General features: G+C 38.0%; 14 protein-coding genes. 1 reads left to right on the forward strand and 13 read right to left on the reverse strand.

Features of this window, described 5'->3' with window-relative positions:
* Positions 1–36 precede the first annotated feature (36 nt).
* Together AC2YJL_RS14655 and AC2YJL_RS14660 are read right to left on the reverse strand one after the other, a co-directional pair.
* Positions 37–1,344: an MFS transporter gene (locus AC2YJL_RS14655; protein WP_217599437.1), complete on the reverse strand. Its 1,308-nt coding sequence runs from the start codon at positions 1,342–1,344 to the stop codon at positions 37–39.
* Positions 1,345–1,668: 324 nt separating this feature from the next.
* A complete protein-coding gene (locus AC2YJL_RS14660; RefSeq protein ID WP_230932437.1) occupies positions 1,669–2,226 on the reverse strand; it encodes a YdhK family protein in 558 nt (185 codons plus the stop codon).
* 228 nt (positions 2,227–2,454) lie between these two features.
* Here AC2YJL_RS14660 and AC2YJL_RS14665 point away from each other — a divergent pair, with 228 nt between their 5' ends.
* Positions 2,455–2,883, forward strand: a complete 429-nt coding sequence (locus AC2YJL_RS14665) for a hypothetical protein (RefSeq protein WP_195694445.1) — start codon at positions 2,455–2,457, stop codon at positions 2,881–2,883.
* Between the two features lie 138 nt (positions 2,884–3,021).
* Here AC2YJL_RS14665 and AC2YJL_RS14670 read toward each other — a convergent pair whose 3' ends face one another.
* From AC2YJL_RS14670 to AC2YJL_RS14720, 11 genes are all read right to left on the reverse strand, one after another.
* A complete protein-coding gene (locus AC2YJL_RS14670) occupies positions 3,022–5,439 on the reverse strand; it encodes a heavy metal translocating P-type ATPase (RefSeq protein WP_487374789.1) in 2,418 nt (805 codons plus the stop codon).
* An 85-nt stretch (positions 5,440–5,524) separates the two neighbouring features.
* Positions 5,525–5,731, reverse strand: coding sequence for a copper chaperone CopZ (copZ, locus tag AC2YJL_RS14675; protein ID WP_195694450.1), 207 nt, complete (start codon positions 5,729–5,731; stop codon positions 5,525–5,527).
* Between the two features lie 14 nt (positions 5,732–5,745).
* The gene (locus tag AC2YJL_RS14680; RefSeq protein ID WP_013056612.1) at positions 5,746–6,078 is read right to left on the reverse strand and encodes a metal-sensitive transcriptional regulator; all 333 of its coding nucleotides are present in this window, start codon (positions 6,076–6,078) and stop codon (positions 5,746–5,748) included.
* A 113-nt stretch (positions 6,079–6,191) separates the two neighbouring features.
* On the reverse strand, positions 6,192–6,872 hold the full coding sequence (locus AC2YJL_RS14685; RefSeq protein WP_251567894.1) for a response regulator transcription factor: 681 nt from the start codon (positions 6,870–6,872) through the stop codon (positions 6,192–6,194).
* Position 6,873: 1 nt separating this feature from the next.
* A complete protein-coding gene (locus AC2YJL_RS14690; RefSeq protein WP_251567893.1) occupies positions 6,874–8,250 on the reverse strand; it encodes a sensor histidine kinase in 1,377 nt (458 codons plus the stop codon).
* A gap of 367 nt (positions 8,251–8,617) precedes the next feature.
* Entirely contained in the window at positions 8,618–11,971 is a 3,354-nt protein-coding gene (locus AC2YJL_RS14695) for a trifunctional glycoside hydrolase family 18/polysaccharide deacetylase/glycosyltransferase family 2 protein (protein ID WP_251567891.1), read from the reverse strand.
* Between the two features lie 526 nt (positions 11,972–12,497).
* Positions 12,498–12,917, reverse strand: coding sequence for a universal stress protein (locus AC2YJL_RS14700; protein ID WP_060747452.1), 420 nt, complete (start codon positions 12,915–12,917; stop codon positions 12,498–12,500).
* Between the two features lie 226 nt (positions 12,918–13,143).
* Positions 13,144–13,341, reverse strand: a complete 198-nt coding sequence (locus AC2YJL_RS14705; protein ID WP_013056608.1) for an IDEAL domain-containing protein — start codon at positions 13,339–13,341, stop codon at positions 13,144–13,146.
* Between the two features lie 420 nt (positions 13,342–13,761).
* Positions 13,762–15,258, reverse strand: a complete 1,497-nt coding sequence (locus AC2YJL_RS14710) for a CoA transferase (protein WP_251567890.1) — start codon at positions 15,256–15,258, stop codon at positions 13,762–13,764.
* A gap of 242 nt (positions 15,259–15,500) precedes the next feature.
* The gene (locus AC2YJL_RS14715) at positions 15,501–15,746 is read right to left on the reverse strand and encodes a DUF2164 domain-containing protein (RefSeq protein ID WP_013082790.1); all 246 of its coding nucleotides are present in this window, start codon (positions 15,744–15,746) and stop codon (positions 15,501–15,503) included.
* Between the two features lie 118 nt (positions 15,747–15,864).
* Positions 15,865–17,229 (reverse strand): glycoside-pentoside-hexuronide (GPH):cation symporter, encoded by a 1,365-nt coding sequence (locus AC2YJL_RS14720; protein WP_251567889.1) that lies wholly within the window; start codon positions 17,227–17,229, stop codon positions 15,865–15,867.
* Positions 17,230–17,258 lie beyond the last annotated feature (29 nt).

Raw genomic sequence — 17,258 nt, forward strand, 5'->3', positions numbered from 1 at the left:
AATCAAAAGTAAAACCCCATAGCGAGTCATGGGGTTTTACTTCGTACGTTGGTTTTTTGGAATTTTAATTTGTTTAATATCTCCCAGCACATAAATATAAAAAATTAAGCCTAGCAACAGCACAATTCCCGCTACAATAAAGCTTAGATTAAAAGAACCGGTTTTATCCAAAAGATATCCCGTTAAAGCTGTAGCTATAATTCCACCAAACAAATTATTAGCTAAATTAACAATAGAACTGAGCAGAGAAATAGAGCCTGCAGGCGCAATTTCAGCAGAAATTGACCAGCCGATTGGTGCCGTTGCAGATATACCTGCCAGTCCAATCGAGATACAAATCATCGCTACTACAACACTATTGGTGAAAATAGAGCCTAAAAAAACAAACCCTAAGCATAATCCTACAACAATGATCGTGCGATATACTTTTTGACTGTTATATCCTTTTTTTATGAGGTAATCAACAAGCCAACCGCCAACTAAAATGCCAGCAAATGTAGCAATTAGCCAAGGTACTGCCGTAAGCAGACCCGATGACATGATATCCATACCGTATTTCTCTTTTAAAAAAGTTGGCAGCCACGTTAACAGTAAATTAAACGTATATCCATAGCCTGTAAACCCAATCATCAGCCCCCAAACTTTTCGATTCGTAAATAATACTTTTAAGGTATGTAAAAATTTTGATGTTTGTTCATCGTTCGCATTTAAATTATTTTCTTGAATATACTTCAACTCATCATCTGATATGCGTCTGTGCTTTTCTGGTTTTTCGTAATAAAACCAAAAAAGCAGCGTAAACAGCACGTTTATAATTCCAATGGATAAAAATGCTGTGCGCCAATCAAATTTGGTGATGAGAAACGCTACAAGAGGCGCGCCAAGTACATTTGAAAATTTGGCCGCTGAATCAAACAAAGAATTTGGTAAGCTTCTTTCGTTTGGAGGAAACCATAGAGACGTAGCTTTTGATGCTGCTGGAAAAGCTGAAGCACTCATTATTCCTATTAAAAACCGGACGATATAGAGAAGAAGTTTTCCTTGCAAAAATGCCATCGACATCGTTAATAAACTCCAAATTACCATACCCACTCTTGTTACCCATGCTACTCCGAACCGATCAAGTAAGCTTCCCGCAGGTATTTGCATGATCGTATAAGAATACGTATAAATAGAAAAGACAATTCCGAGCTCTGTTCCCGTTAAGTGAAATGCATCTTGTATTGCAGGAGCGGCCACTGACACCGCTACACGATCAAAATAATTTAAAATAATCATACTGCTTAACAAAGATGAAATAAACCATCGTGTACGTCCTGTTCGCTTTACTGAATGTTCACTCATAGCTAGCTCCTTTCATCAGTAGTTTGTTCGTTTTATTACCGTAGCATTCTACTTAATACCACAACTTCTTTTGAAAGAAACATGCGTTTTCTTCATCCACCATGTAAGAAATTCCTCATGATAAAACATAAAACAAAAAGAGATTGAGTCATAACTAAATCAATCCAAACTACAGCTAGAAGCCACCACCTACATGAAACCTCCGTTCACCATAACAATGAAAAAATCCGAACGAGTTGGATTCTCAATCAAGAATCTTGATTCATCGTTCGGACCTTTTTTACCTAAAATACTTTTGTACCAGCCTCTTTTTTCGCTAACAGTCTATTTGGCTGAAAGTTCACTTTCGGTTACCCACTTGTGATTTTTTACTTTCTCTCCGCCTGTAGTCGGTGCGTAGTCTACCATGTATACCGTTGTTTTTTCGGCTGAATCAATCGTTGCTTTTGCCCCTTTCATACCTTTCATATGATCTGCTTCAAGCGTTGCTTCGCTACCTGCCTTTAACTGCTCGTTACCCGCATCTTTTATTTCTTCTTGAATAACCCACTTATGATTTTTCACTTTTTTTCCGCCAGTCTTTGGCGTATACGAAACGGTATAGGCCGTAGTGTCGTAAGCACCGACAATGGTTGCTTCAGCCCCGTTCATGCCTTTCATATGATCTGCTTTTATAACGGCTTTATCTCCAACTTTATATGTTGGATTCTCTGCTTTTTTTAATCCTTTTGGAACCTCTCCTGAACTAGAGTGATTCATCTCTGAGTGATCGTGCATAGATTCGTTTTTGTCAGCTGAAGGCTTTTCATGACTAGAATCGTTTCCGCATCCGCTTAGTCCAATAATGACAGATGCACCAAGAATAAATAGCTGTTTTTTCATAACAGTCCCTCTTTTCCACATAATAAACTTTAAAATAAAAATCATTTAATCATTAGAAACAATTTATCTTTGCCTACTCTTCTTCTTTTCTTTATTGTAGCCAAAATTTGTGCAGATTTTGTGAAGATGAAGATAATTGGACACGAAAAATTCCTGTGCCTAAAAAAGGCCTTCGTATGAATCACTTACCACAAGGAAAAAGTATAAAAATAAAAGGAGGAAAGAAACATGCTAAAAATACGCTTTGCTCTGCCCTCACTGTTACTTGCGTTTAGCTTGGTGATGGGAGCGCCTTTTGCTTCCGCACACTCCACTCTCTCATCTAGCGTACAAAAAATAGAAGTAACGTCCATTAAAATGAAAACGCTCAAAACATTTATTGATGAACAAGATATGAATTCATTCACTAACAGTATAAAAAAAGCGCAGCATATGAAACTTCTCTTGGATGAAGAATCTGCTGGGAGCATCGATTGCAAAATGACTATTACCTATGGAGATGGTTCTAGCCGTCATTATTTCATTTGGATTATGGATGACGGACGTGATGTGCTAATTGCTCAGCAAAAGCATCCAGAAGACCTTCATCTTAAAGGGTATGAATTGAATCAAAAAAATTCCTTGCACCTAACAAAGCTGCTAAAGAATATTCTTTAGCAGCTTTGTTTTTAGATTACTTTCACCGAGAATAACTCGATGACTCCAATATTTTTTAGTTTATATTGCCAACATAGCATATACTGCTATGACTGCGAGCACGTACAAAATAGCTGAGACGATCCACTTTTTCATATCTTATAGCCTCACTCTCTGCAATCGCAGTGCATTTAATACAACCGACACAGAACTAAAGGCCATCGCGGCTCCAGCGACCCAAGGGGCTAACAGCCCAACTGCTGCAATTGGAATACCAAGCGTGTTGTAGCCCATTGCCCAGAATAAGTTTTGCTTAATATTAGAAATTGTTTTTCTACTCATTTCAATCGCATCTGCAATGCTCATCAAGTCTCCTCGCATCAGCGTAATATCAGCGGCTTCCATCGCTACATCCGTTCCTGTTCCGATGGCCATTCCAATATCAGCTAACGCAAGTGCAGGAGCATCATTAATACCGTCTCCTACCATAGCGACTTTTTTACCTTGCTGCTGAAGCTTTTTCACTTCTTCTGCTTTGCCTTCTGGCAACACTTCTGCTATAACGTGCTCAATACCCGCTTGCATCGCAATAGCCTGAGCTGTTTGACGATTATCACCTGTAATCATCATCACTTCTAAGCCCATTTCTTTTAACCTGGAAACTGCTTCTTTAGAAGTCGCTTTAATGGTATCTGCAACAGCAAGCATACCGGCATATTTTCCGTCAAGAGCAACGAGCATAGCCGTTTTTCCGTCTCGTTCTAAATTTGTCATTTCTTCTAAGGCTGTATCAATATTTACTTTATGTTGGTTCATAAGCTTTCTTGTTCCCACTAACAGCTCTCGCTCTTGTACAGTTGCTTTTACTCCATACCCTGGAATAGCTTCAAAAGATAACGGATCTTGAATCTCCATACCTTTATTTTTTATACCTGCTACGAGTGCTTGAGCGAGAGGATGCTCCGACAAACGCTCAGCCGATGCAACTAACTGTAATAGCTCATTTTCTTCGTAGCCTTGTGCAATACGTACATCGGTTAACTCTGGGGTTCCATTTGTAACAGTTCCCGTTTTATCTAAAAGAATCGTATCGATTTTATGCGTTGCTTCTAAATGCTCTCCGCCTTTAAACAAAATACCAAATTCTGCTGCGCGGCCCGACCCAGCCATAATGGAAGTTGGAGTAGCTAAGCCTAACGCGCATGGACATGCAATCACTAATACGGCAATAAGCTTCTCTAAAGCCGGTGCAAATTCGCCAGGCGCAATCCAGATATACCAAACAAAGAAAGTAAGAAGTGCAATTCCGACTACAATTGGCACGAATATACCTGAGATATAATCAGCTAATCGCTGAATAGGCGCTTTAGAACCCTGCGCTTCTTCTACTACTTTAATAATTTGCGCAAGCGCCGTCTCCCTGCCAACGTTTGTAGCTTTTATTTTCAGAAAACCATTTTTATTAAGTGTAGCTCCAATTACTTTATCTCCAATGTTTTTATCTACCGGTACGCTTTCACCTGTCAGCATGGACTCATCTAAGGCCGATTGCCCGTCAATAATCTCTCCGTCTACAGGCACTTTTTCACCAGGCTTAATAAAAATAACTTCGCCTTTTTGGACTTCTTCCACTGGAATTTCAACTTCCGCTCCGTCTCTTATGACAACGGCCGTTTTAGCCTGTAAGCCCATCATCTTTTTAATTGCCTCTGAAGAACGGCCTTTGGCATTTGCTTCAAATAATTTCCCTAAAAGAATCAGCATAATCAATATAGCGCTCGTTTCATAGTAAAGCTGATTCGTATGAGCAGATGACCCAAGCGATTTAAGAGAAGAGTATAGACTGTAGAAATAAGCTGCGCTTGTACCTAGTGCTACTAAAACATCCATGTTGGCGCTTTTGTTACGCAGAGCTTTAAATGCGCCTACATAAAATTGCTTCCCTACCACGAATTGAACAGGCGTAGCTAAAGCGAGCTGAACCCATGGATTCATTAGCATATGAGGTAAAGGAATAAACGACGTAAACGTAAAATGGCTAACCATTGCCCACAATAACGGTACGCTTAAAATAAATGCGAACCAGAACTTTCCTTTTTGTTTACTCAGTTCTTTTTCTCTATAGCTTTGCTCTTCTTCGCTTTCTTCCGACTTTAGCTTTGCTCCGTATCCAAGCTTTTCAACTCGCTGCGTTATATCTTGCGGAGCTATTTGAGAAGGGCTGTATTCAACAGAAGCCGTTTCTAAAGCAAGGTTAACACTTGCCTTTGTCACGCCTTCTAATTTGTTTAACCCTTTTTCAATACGAGTCGAACAAGCGGCGCACGTCATTCCCGTAATAGCAAATTCGGCTTTTTCACTTACAACTCCGTACCCAAGCTTTTCGATTTTTTCTTCAAAGACCTGTGGACTTGTTTTAGACGGATCAAATATGATAGTAGATCTTTCCAAAGCCAAATTCACGTTTGCTTCTTTTACACCTTCTATTTTTTTTAATCCTTTTTCAATTCGGTTAGAACACGCTGCACATGTCATACCTGTAATTTGCAAGGTGGCTTCTTTTTGTTTGTCACTCATCACGTTTCGCCTCCTGTTATATACCTATAAGGGGTATATATTTTTCTTAAATCAAGCGTGCGAAGGTATTCGCACGCGATGATGTTTATGCTACGTCATAACCTTGGTCATCAATAGCCTCTTTAATATCTTCAACCGTTACTTGACTTGGATCAAATGCCACTGTTACTTTTGCATCTTCTAAGCTTACTTCTACGCTTTTAACGCCACTAAGTTCGCCTACGCCGCCTTCAACAGCTTTGACGCAATGACCGCAAGACATTCCTTGTACTGATAATGTTACGTTTTCCATTTCTAGCATCTCCTTTATTTCATTAATCGTTTAATGGTTGTTAATAATTCATCTACTACTTCTTCATCACCATCTTGCACACGTTCTACAATGCAATGCTTCAAGTGACCTTCAAGCAAAATTTTACTTACACTATTTAAAGCAGACTGCGCAGCTGCGATTTGAGTAATCACGTCGTCACAATACGTATCTTTTTCAATTAATCCTTTAATTCCTCGAATTTGTCCTTCAATTCGATTTAATCGGCTTGTTAGATTTTTTTTCACTTCTGGAGAATGGTGACTTTTTCTTTCACTATTTATCGTACAACATTTTTCTTCACTGTTCATGTGATTCGCTTCGACCATCTAACATCCTCCCTTCATGACTTCATCATACTATACCCCCCTACCCTATGTAAAGGGAAAGAAACGCTTATTTTATCTTTTCACCAATTTCGATAGCTATGCTCATATCATTTTCAACTAACATCAACCCACTTATAGCCTATTCCCCATACTGTTTGCAGGTATTCGTCTACAGGAAAACCCGCTTTTCTAAGCTTATCCCGAACATTTCGCACATGGGAGTCAATAGTACGATCTCCAATCTCAGCCTCATATCCCCACACTAACACAAGCAAGTCGTCCCGGCTGAACACACGATTTAAATGCTGAAGAAGTAATCCCACTAATTCAAACTCTTTAGGGGTCACTTGAATGTACTGATTTTTATATTGTAATACGTGGTCTTCCTTGCTCCATACTAACCCTTTATAGGTGATTTCATTCTTTTCTTTTAAGGAACGCCTAAGAACCGCGCTGATGCGTGCAACCAATTCTTCTTCGCTAAACGGTTTAGTAATATAGTCATCTGCCCCTATATTTAATCCTTTTACTACATCTAACGTTTGGCTGCGGGCTGTGAGCATAATCACTGGTATATCAGACATTTTTCTTACTTCTTGGCAAATCTCCCACCCATCTTTGCTTGGCATCATAATATCTAATAGCATCAAATCTGCTTTTTTGCCTTCACAAAGATAGCGCAGCGCTTCTGTGCCATTTTCAAATTTTATACATGTAAATCCGTTTGGCAGCAGATAAAGTTCCAGTAAATCCAGCATCCTTGCTTCATCATCTACTAATAAAATAGTTGGCATCCTATCCATCCTCTCTTAATACAATCTCTACAGTCGTTCCTTTTCCGATCTCGCTTGTGAGTGTTATGTCTCCTCCATGAGCTTCTACAATCTCCTTTACAATTGATAAGCCTAATCCGTAACCTCCGCTTTTTCTCGAGCGAGATTTTTCCACTCGATACAGCTTGTCAAATACGTAAGGCAGATCTTTTTCTGGAATGCCTATTCCTTGATCTTTAAGAGTTATTGTCAATGATTCAGCTGATTTTTTTACAATTACATCAATTTTAGTCCCTTCTTTTGAATATTTCATTGCGTTATCAAGTAAATTGATAATCACTTGCTGAAATCTTTCAGGATCTAGTGAAATGTAAAGACCTTGAGGGCAGCTTATGTCCAGCTCCATCTCTTTTTCTTTTAAAGCTAAATGAAAATGCGCGCATATGGCGTGCAAATACGTAGCCAGTTCTACTTTTTGTTTTTGAATAAAAAATGTGTGCTGATCCAGCTGCGCCAGCTGAAACAAATCTTTGACTAGCTGTGAAATTCTTTCCGCTTCTTCTTCCACAATGGTAAGATATTTATCACGTTCTTGCGGTGTATTAGAAGGCCTTCTCGCTACGTCCGCATAGCCCTTTAAATACATCAAAGGAGTTTGAAGTTCATGTGAAATGCTGCTTAAAAATTCATTTCTCTCTTTTCGTAACCGCTGCAGCTCATTCGCTAGCGATTGAATGGACGTTCCTAATTGTCCAAGTTCATCTCTTGAATGAGCACCAAGCTTTACAGACAAATCCCCTTGACTCAGCTTCTCTGTTGCTTTTTTCATCTTGATTAAAGGAGCGGTTATAAATTTAGACAGAGCAAAAATAGTCACAATCGAAAATAAAATGGAAACAGCTCCCGCTACGTAAAAATGATGCTGTAGTCTCGCAATCATTTCGTGAATATCATTTGTGTTTTTGAACATATAAACCGTTCCAAACTGCTGACGGCCTTTTTCAATAGGTGATGCTGTGGCGATATAAGGTTTGCTTTTCCAGTCGCCTTGCATAATTTCACCTTTGTATGTAAGAGACTTTCCTTTCCATTTCTCTACTGCTTTTCTTGCACCTTGAATTAAAGGCCTAGATGAACTGATAATTTTTCCTGTTTTATCTGTTATGACAACATCAGTTTCTGCTTCAGATTCCATCAGTGCAACATGGTTAAGCGTAGCCGCATCATGATGCTTCTCTAATACTTCCCGGTGACTGTTTCCTCTTAAACGCAAACTTTCTAATTCTTCCGAAATTCGTGTGTTGGCAAGACCGCTATATAAGTAAAAAAAGAGAGCCGCTTCAATTAGTAAAATGAACATTAAAAATAAGAGTCCGAGCTTAATAGAAATTTGATTCATTTATTCACATCCTTTGCTTTCATTATAAAAGTAATAATTGAAGAAACTGTGCAGAATACAAATACGCCACAAAATAATTATCTTTATACTATGAAAAGTTTTCTAAGAAGAAGCTTCCTCTGTTGATACAACTGTACTGAATTGGTCAAATAAGCGTTATTCTCTGACATTTTACCATAGGTAGAAGGAACGGATACGTAAGCAGAACAGCATTTTAATGAACAAAAAAGGGATGTGAATGATCCCTATGGATACGCGTAAAAATGAAGGTTCTTTTAAATATCATTATTAAGCGAACTCTTTACTGTTTTTCTAATAAAAAAGGTTAATCAGCAAAAGCTAATTAACCTCGTTAAATAGTGCAATTTCACCCAGTTCTCTCAGTTGAACTGTCTCTCGTTACCTGCAAGTTTCCGGAGCGTTTTAATTTGTTCCACCCTACTTTTGTTCCTTTTAATGCAGCTAAAACTGCCTTCCAAGCTACCCATAGTAATAAGTAGCGATACACAATTCTTTGTATCACTAGAGCAATCAATGGTTTACTGCTTATTCGCTCTAATCTAAAGGCCACTAAGCAAACAAGAAAATCAACAATAAAGTAGCACCCGTATAAAAGAACCGAATGTTTAACATCTCCAGTACATAGCCTCAAAACAAATAAAAGGTCTAAAAATGGTGCAAATAAAGGAAAAATGAATTGAAACAGCAGCATATTAGGAAGAGCCATAAAACCTAATGCTTTATGCTTACGCCCTCCAAAAGCTCTTTTGTGCTTCCATAAGCACTGTAAAGTCCCAAAGTTCCAGCGATGGCGCTGTTTGAGAAAATCTTTACGCTTTTCCGGTGCTTCTGTATATGCACTTGCTTTCTCTTCAATTGAAATTTTATAACCGCTGCGCAATATACGCAGAGACATGTCTGTATCTTCAGCTAATGTATCGGCCGTAAAATACCCTAATTCTTGAACAAGTTTTTTTCGCCATGCTCCTATTGCGCCTGGAACAACCGTCACACAATTAAGCATGGAAAAAGCACGTTTCTCTAAATTAAAACCTGACACATATTCAATATGCTGCCATGTTGTTAATAAATTACGGACATTTCCTACTTTGATGTTCCCAGATACCGCTCCTACTTTTTCGTCGTTAAAGTGTCTTACCATAAGCGATATAGCTTCAGATGAAATAATGGTATCGGCATCAATTGACACAATAATATCTCCTTGTGCTTTTTGGATACCCAAATTGACCGCCGCAGCCTTTCCTCCGTTTTTCTTTCGAAGAAGACGAAACTTGTCATTGTTTTTAAAAGCTTCAGTAACAGTCTTTGACGTGCCATCTGTTGAACCATCATCAACCATAATAATCTCAAGGTTTTGATATGAACTCTTCAACACCGATTTAATTGTCCTGTTTATGACATTCTCTTCGTTGTATGCAGCGACAACTACGCTGACTAAAGGCTGATATGAAGCATCAAACTGCAGTTTATCCGCTTTTCTTTTATGTTTAAGAGCGAGATAAAATACAATAAGCAAACGCAGTGTAAATACAATTAATGTTCCATAAAACAAAACGAAAAAAACAGTATGCAGCGCAGCAATATTCACTAGAATCAATTTGATGTTTTGAATAATAGGATTCTCTGCTTTTAAAACGGCTGGCATTGTACTTTCCCTGCTTTTGTTAGTCAAATTACCTGCTGTTACAAATGTATACCCTTGCGCCTGTAGCTTTTCAATGATTTGAGGCAGTGCTTCTACTGTTGCTTCTCGGTTTCCTCCTCCATCATGAAGTAAGATAATATCACCGTTCTCTGCTTGCTTCATCACACGGTTTACAATTTCTTTACTATTTTTGGCTTTCCAGTCACTCGAATCAATATCGTAGTTAACCGTTATATATCCCATGTTCGTCGTATCCGCCATTTTTTGAAATGAAGCTGGGTCATATACCGTTTCATCGTAACCATTATAAGTGCTTTGATTATCTCCATACGGAGGACGATATAAAATAGATGAATGACCAGTTATACCTTGAATGACTCGTTCTGTTGCATTTACTTCATACTTTAGCTGATTTTTAGAAATATTGATTGTATTTGGGTGGGAAAACGTATGATTTCCAATTTCATGACCATCTTCATATACTTGTTTAACAATATCTTGATGAAATACTGCATTTTCACCAATCATAAAGAAAGTAGCTTTTACATTGTGAGCTTTTAAAATTTTTAAAATTTTCTCTGTGTATTTAGGATCTGGCCCATCATCAAATGTCAAAACAATTTCTTTGTTAAATATTTTGCTTAACCGCTCAATCTCAGGAGCTTGCGGCATTGCTGTGTACTCTTCCCCTGAAATAAATCCTTTCGAATCAAAAGCAAAACGTCTTTCTCCCGGAGAAGCCTCTGTTTTTGCATGAAGTATGCTTCCTTCTCCATAATTGTAAGCAATTTCTCCATTTTTAACAGTCTGAATCTCACTTACTTTATGTCCTTTTACTACATCCCATACAGACGGGTCTTCCGTTCCCAGTCTCCATAAAGCAACTCCTTTGGCACCGCTTGATGAAGCAGCTTTCCACTGGTTATAAAATGTCACGCTGTCCAAAAACCATAGCTCATGCGTACCCGTTCCGTCTTTATAATTTACATATGGCGTTTTGCTTTCATCATCCCACTCAACATTCAAGTGGGCTTTTTGAGCCATTCGCATGACGTCTTCAAATGATACAACCTCTCCTCCTTGCTTGCTTTTTTCGTTCCAGTCATATCCATAGTTTCCAAGACTAACAATCATCTTATCTTTTAACGATTTTGATAAATTGTTTTGATACCAAGAAAATGAAGCAATAGGACCTGGACTTTGAAAGTGCTCGTCGTACATCATTAAAATCATACGGTCATTATACTGTTCTAAACCACTATAATCGAATGCTTTATTAGCTGGAGGCACATCCATAGTTACCATTAAGCCATCTTCATGGAAGGCTGTATAAAGTTTCTTCATAAAATCTGTTAGTAACTCTCTGTCGCTGCTTTTGATATTTTCAAAATCTATATTTACTCCATCATATCCATTCTCTTTAATTTGATGATGTAAATTATGTATGAGTTTGGATTGTTCCTGAGGAGATTGCAGCAAGCGGTGAACCGTTTGCTCATCCCATTTTCCATTTGACTCGTTTGTGAGCAGCGGTAAAACCTTTGTATGATGCTTTTTAGCAAAATCTCCGATATCTTTTTGAACACTGCTTTTTAATTCCAAGTTCGAATTTAATGAAAACCATTGAGGTACAAGAACGTCAATTTGGTCAATATTATTTTTTAATGAACGCTCACTATTTTTATCCCAATTAACATAGAACGCATAAAAATCATCTTTGTTCACAATCCGGTTTTCTAAAAACTTTTTATGAGACTCATCTTCTGAAAAAGAAGAGAGCTGGCCGCTATCATTATCGGACGGATAAATAGTCGAAAATTCATTCTTTTCTTCAGTCCCCCATGTTGGCAAGACCGGATTAAAGTGAAGGCTTAAGCCTGAAACGAAAGCTGAAAAAAGAGTAAAAATAATTACGAGTATAAATAGACTTACAATAATATGCCATCGTTTTAAAGAACTAGTCTCAAAAATGAATTTTTTCTTACTTTTGTCCGTATGCGAACCAGCCGTCTTCTCACCTCGCCTGTTCTTTTTGTTGAATTGTGTTGTTTGCACATGCATACCTGCTTTCTATCCTTTTTAGCTATGATGTAAAGGAAAAAACGTTTCTACCTCTGTTTTTGTATCCTCTACGTATTTTTATCACTTTCTCTACACTTTTTAGTTTGCTAGTAGAAAAAAGAGTGGAGATCGCGTTGTTTTTGTAAAAAGTCATATACTCAAAAGAGCGAAAACTTTTATACCCCTGTGCGTCTGACACTATAAGTTTTTCTGCAAACAAAAGGATAACAGAAGTAAATCAAGCGGTATATATGCTAATTTATCGAATTTAGAGATAACTTATGGAAGTGTAAGGCTTTACAGCTATACCTTTTTCTAGGTCTTACCTCGTCTTATTAGTTATTTAGACATGTATTTTTTTCATTTTCTTAGAGCTTCTAATAAAAGTAGTGTATTGCTTAGAGAACTTCTGCGTTTTTACCGTATTAAAAATTCCCAACCAGCTAAAGCACTAGACGATTTAAAGGCGACACAGATTAACTCATAACAAAAAGCATGTTCTCCCTGGAGAACATGCTTTTTATTTAACAATGATAACAGGACATTCTGCGGATTGAGCAACTTCGTGACTTACACTTCCTAAAAATGTCTCTTTCACAAAGCCCTTTCCTCGACTTCCTATTACAATGACGTCTTGTTGATTGTCATGTGCGTATTCGATAATTTTCTTTGAAGCGGTGCCCTCTAAACCGTATGCCTCATATGGAATACCTGATTGAGTTAAATGATTGTGAGCTTCAGATAAAATATCGCGGTTTTCTTCTTCTATCAGTGCGTCTAAGTCAACGCTAAAAACAGGCTGCTGCAAGTGAATTCTTTCCTTAATATGTACAATTGTCAGCTTATTGGCATTTACGCTTTTAGCTAGTTTACTTGCATGTTGAAGAGCACGAATAGAAGGTGCCGAACCGTCAAAGGCGACTAAGATTTTGTTATACATATAAAGAACCCTCTCTCTTTTTGTTCTTTCATGATGCGTTACCATCTAGATGCTGTAGATGATAAAGCAAAAAATAATAAAGTAAGAGACTTCTTGATTTTTGCTTTATCATCCATACTATACTTTTACCGCTTTCAGAAAAAACAAAACATTCATCCGTTTTTTCCCATATAAAAAGCCTTTGCTCACTAGAAGCAAAGGCTGATTGTTTATGTTAGTAGGTTATTTAACAAACTTCTTTTAACTCTTCAGTTAAACGTAAAAAAGTTTCTTTATCTCTTTTTTCTAAAGACTGATCAATTTGCAGTAAAAGCTGTGCTTTTTTAAAGTCACGAAGAGATTTGTTTAGCACTAGTTGAGCTGCTGTCGCGTCTGATACTTTTACTTCTTCTTGTGTCATTTTGCGGGACGTATAGTTTTCCATTACAAGTCAACTCCTCATCCTTTTCGCTATTATATAAGAAATCATATAATTATTCAAATATTTTTTCTTATTTTTCATTTTAAATTCACCTCTCAAAATGAGCTTTGGACATACCCAAATCATTTTAATCCAAAGGCGAGCGAATTGAATGAATTGATTTCCGTGCAGGGCTTCGCTTTCCGCGGGCGGCCGGTGAGCCTCCTCGTTGCTTACACTCCTGAGGGGTCTCAACTATTCCGCTTTTCTCGCAGGAGTCTTCGCCTTGCACTCCGATCAGCAGCTAGAAGCAACAGAATACACAAAATCCACGTTCACCATCACCATGAAAAAATCCGAACGAGTTGGATCCTTTACCAAGAATCTCGATTCATCGTTCGGATTTTCTTTCAACTAAAATACTTTTGTCTCAGCCTCTTGTTATCACAACCACTCTGGGCGTGAAGAACCTCGAGGAACCAGAACCGTTTTATATTCCCCTGGAGTTTCCGACATTTCGATTTGTTCTGTAAGCCCTTGGTACAATCCTAAAGGTGTTTGGGCCGTAAAGAGATCCGGTGCAATGTACTCATGCTTCTCTGACGAACCAGCTGTTTGATGAGCGTACGCTTTCTCATAGATGCCCATTGATAAAATCCATAAAGATACGCGATCTAATGATACACGCACGCGGTAGCTGCCTCCTTCTTTTGCTCTTCTTTCCAGTGCCATCAAAGCACCGACTTCAAGCAGCCAAGAAACCGCATAATCATTGACCACTACAATAGGAGGCAGCTTAGGATTTTCTGGCGATCCTTCTAACGCCATGACTCCCGTTACGCTTCCCGCTGTTTGGTCAAATCCATTTCTTTTTGCCCACTCTCCTTGCGTTCCATGCAGGTTGACCGTGCAGTGGATGATTCCTGGTTTTAGTTCGGCACACTCTTCAGCTGTTAGACCGTATCTCTCTAGAAATCCGTATCGACGGTTCGCAAAAAAGATATCTGCTTCTTTTAGAAGTTCAACCATTTTTTCTTTTCCTTCTTTTTCACCGATATCCAGCGTTGAAGAGCGCATACCGATATTAGACGTAGCGTAAATCGTATCATGCTCCCAATCCGTTGGCTTCCAAATATTTAAGACGTCCGCACCGTGTAAAGCAAGAGCTCTACCAAATCCTGCTCCTGCAATAACATGACCAAGGCCTAATGCTCGAACACCATCTAGCGGCATTTTAGGATTCTTTGAAAAAGGAATCGGCTCACTTTCTCCAATCTTTTCAATTTCAATTAAAGGAAGCTGCGCTACTTCTTCATACACGGGTTCTTTCATAAACTCTTCAATTGTCCGCACAACAGGCATGATAACTCCTCGCTCCGCTGCAGCTTTTTCTAATTCTTCTGCATTCCAACCGCGAATGGCTTTTGCCACTGCATCAGGGTCTTCTATACAATTTAACAGCTTTAGCGTTTCATGCTTAGAGCGTGGATATGGATTCAGCGGCATCACCCATTTGTCATCTTTTGTTTGATAAAAGCGAAAGCCTAATGGGTTATATGGATCATTTGCTTTACTTGGTGCGTACCCATTAAGCTTTTCCCATTTTTTATCGTAAAAAGGTGATAACCTTCGGATCGCTTTTCGTAAATCCATATGAATATCTTGACCTTTTCCTCCGCGTATTCTCCAAATTTTTGAGACAGCTACTGATTTAGCAACTAGTGCAATAGCTGCTGCTGAGGCAAGGCGCAGCGTACTAGGAACAATCGGATCTTCTCCGTAAAACGTAATGCTTCCTCCGCTGTCTTTTGCTGATAAGCCGACTCCTTGAAGCACATTTTCTAGCTCTTGATAGATATCAAAATCACTATTATCTGTTAAACGATTTTCATTTGCTTTCACAATAGATTTTGTTAGCTGGTCTTTCGTAATGTTGCTCACGTATAGTCCCTTCTTTCCTCATATAATTACCTCATTATGTCCCTGCTTGCTGAAGTTATGCCCTCATCGAGTTAAATCAAAACACTCCTAATATAACCTTTACGTTAACGTTAATATTATCTTAAAACGAATGTATCATATATCACTCATGCGAACAAATAATTTGTTTCACAGACAAACAAAAGCGCTTTATGTTTTTGTACATAAAACGCTTTTTCCTATTTCATATTTTCTTTTTCGAACTACTTTTCAATTGGTTTTTTTAATGCATGTAAATTTTCTTCTGCAGAAAGCATGACTTGGTTCATAATATCTTCTGCATCTTTAATTGCTTGGTTATAAAAGTGAGGACCGATATGTTCTTTAATAAACTCTAATACATTTTCTGCTGCAAATTCACTGATTTCTTCATCTCGTTCGTTATAAAAAAACGTTTGAATTTCATTCAGCATTTTATCTTTGTCTTCTTTTGAAAAATTAATAAACATAAACAAAACTCCTCTTTACATTGATATCTGTCTACCTGACATCATAGCAAGAGGAGCTGAGAAAATGCAGTCTTTTTTTCTTGTTGTTTTTGTGTACAATGCTTATGCTAATTTTTAATTAGCTAGACACTTTTATAGCCGGTTTTTCTTTTATGCGGCCTGAGCGCTTTTTCATATCTTGTAAAATTTCTAAATATCTCTTTTCCGTCAACTCATATTTTGCGAGTGGGACAAGTGATAACAAGCAAAGGATGCCTGGAATGATCGTAAAGATTAAAGCAATCCAAATGAGTGTGCTGTGTGACTGAATTTGATTTGGCACGTACCCTACTGCTGAAAGGATGTACCCGCCTACTGCTCCACCCACTGCTGAAGCAACCTTTGTTTTGAAAATATTCGTAGAAAACACCATTCCTTCCGCTCGGTTCCCCGTTTTCCACTCGCCGTATTCTACACAGTCAGCGAGCATAGATGTTTGAGCAATGTTGCTAACTCCACCGCCGAAAGAAGCTAAAAAGCTTAAAACCATCACCGGCATAACGTGAAAACCGGTTACAAACATTGTAAGAGTGGCTACAGCATTTAGCGCAATTCCCCCTATTGCTGCGCGTTTCTTTCCAAATTTATTTGAAATGAAAGGAGACGCAATCGCTCCTACAATTTGTGCTGTAAAAAATAAGGTTAAATAAAGAGACGCGATATTCTCTGCATTTAAATTGTATTTAAAATAGTAAATAGAAAACGTAGTTCGAATTGTTAAAATCGTTTCAACTAAAAGCATCGAGAAAATTAGATAACGCAACGGTTTATTTTGAATAAATAAGTTCCAAACTGCTTTTGGCGTCTGCTTTTCCTGTCTTTTTACGGTATAGTTTTCTTTTACTCCTGAAAATGTAATAATCATTGTAATCATTAAGATACACGCATAAATAAGACTAAGCATAAACCAGTTTCCAAAATAATGAGCTAATGGAAGAGTTAATAAACTAGCAAATAAAGACCCTACTGCTGCAATGGTTCTAGGAAACGCCACTACTTTATTTCGTTCTTTTACATCTTGTGTAATCGTTGCTGAAAGCGACCAATAGGGAATATCCATAATAGCAAAGCTTGTTCCCCATGCGATATAGGTGATATAAGCGTAAATTAATTTTCCTGTATGAGAAAGATCAGGACTAATAAAACACGCTACTGTAGCAACAGCTGCAAAAAATCCGCCTATTAAAAGATAAGGCCTAAACTTACCAAATCTCGTTTCTGTATTATCAACAATCATTCCGATAATAATGTCTGCAATCCCATCCCATATCCTAGCAATAAGAAATAAAGTTCCTACAGCTGCGGCATTTAATCCTACGCTGTCCGTATAAAAAATCATTAAATATGTACTTGTTAATGCATAAATAATATTGTTTCCAAAGCTTCCCATTCCGTATGATAGTACGGTTTTCAGAGAAACTTTTGACTGTACCCCCATGCTCATATAACCTAACTCCCTTCTCCTATAAAACG

It is taken from the genome of Priestia sp. SRI_019, assembly GCF_057586255.1.

Bases quoted from the DNA above. Each gene is read 5' to 3' on its own strand.
- AC2YJL_RS14655 (WP_217599437.1), bottom strand. From the start codon at position 1,344: ATGAGTGAACATTCAGTAAAGCGAACAGGACGTACACGATGGTTTATT.
- AC2YJL_RS14660 (WP_230932437.1), bottom strand. From the start codon at position 2,226: ATGAAAAAACAGCTATTTATTCTTGGTGCATCTGTCATTATTGGACTA.
- AC2YJL_RS14665 (WP_195694445.1), top strand. From the start codon at position 2,455: ATGCTAAAAATACGCTTTGCTCTGCCCTCACTGTTACTTGCGTTTAGC.
- AC2YJL_RS14670 (WP_487374789.1), bottom strand. From the start codon at position 5,439: ATGAGTGACAAACAAAAAGAAGCCACCTTGCAAATTACAGGTATGACA.
- copZ (WP_195694450.1), bottom strand. From the start codon at position 5,731: ATGGAAAACGTAACATTATCAGTACAAGGAATGTCTTGCGGTCATTGC.
- AC2YJL_RS14680 (WP_013056612.1), bottom strand. From the start codon at position 6,078: ATGGTCGAAGCGAATCACATGAACAGTGAAGAAAAATGTTGTACGATA.
- AC2YJL_RS14685 (WP_251567894.1), bottom strand. From the start codon at position 6,872: ATGCCAACTATTTTATTAGTAGATGATGAAGCAAGGATGCTGGATTTA.
- AC2YJL_RS14690 (WP_251567893.1), bottom strand. From the start codon at position 8,250: ATGAATCAAATTTCTATTAAGCTCGGACTCTTATTTTTAATGTTCATT.
- AC2YJL_RS14700 (WP_060747452.1), bottom strand. From the start codon at position 12,917: ATGTATAACAAAATCTTAGTCGCCTTTGACGGTTCGGCACCTTCTATT.
- AC2YJL_RS14705 (WP_013056608.1), bottom strand. From the start codon at position 13,341: ATGGAAAACTATACGTCCCGCAAAATGACACAAGAAGAAGTAAAAGTA.
- AC2YJL_RS14715 (WP_013082790.1), bottom strand. From the start codon at position 15,746: ATGTTTATTAATTTTTCAAAAGAAGACAAAGATAAAATGCTGAATGAA.
- AC2YJL_RS14720 (WP_251567889.1), bottom strand. From the start codon at position 17,229: ATGAGCATGGGGGTACAGTCAAAAGTTTCTCTGAAAACCGTACTATCA.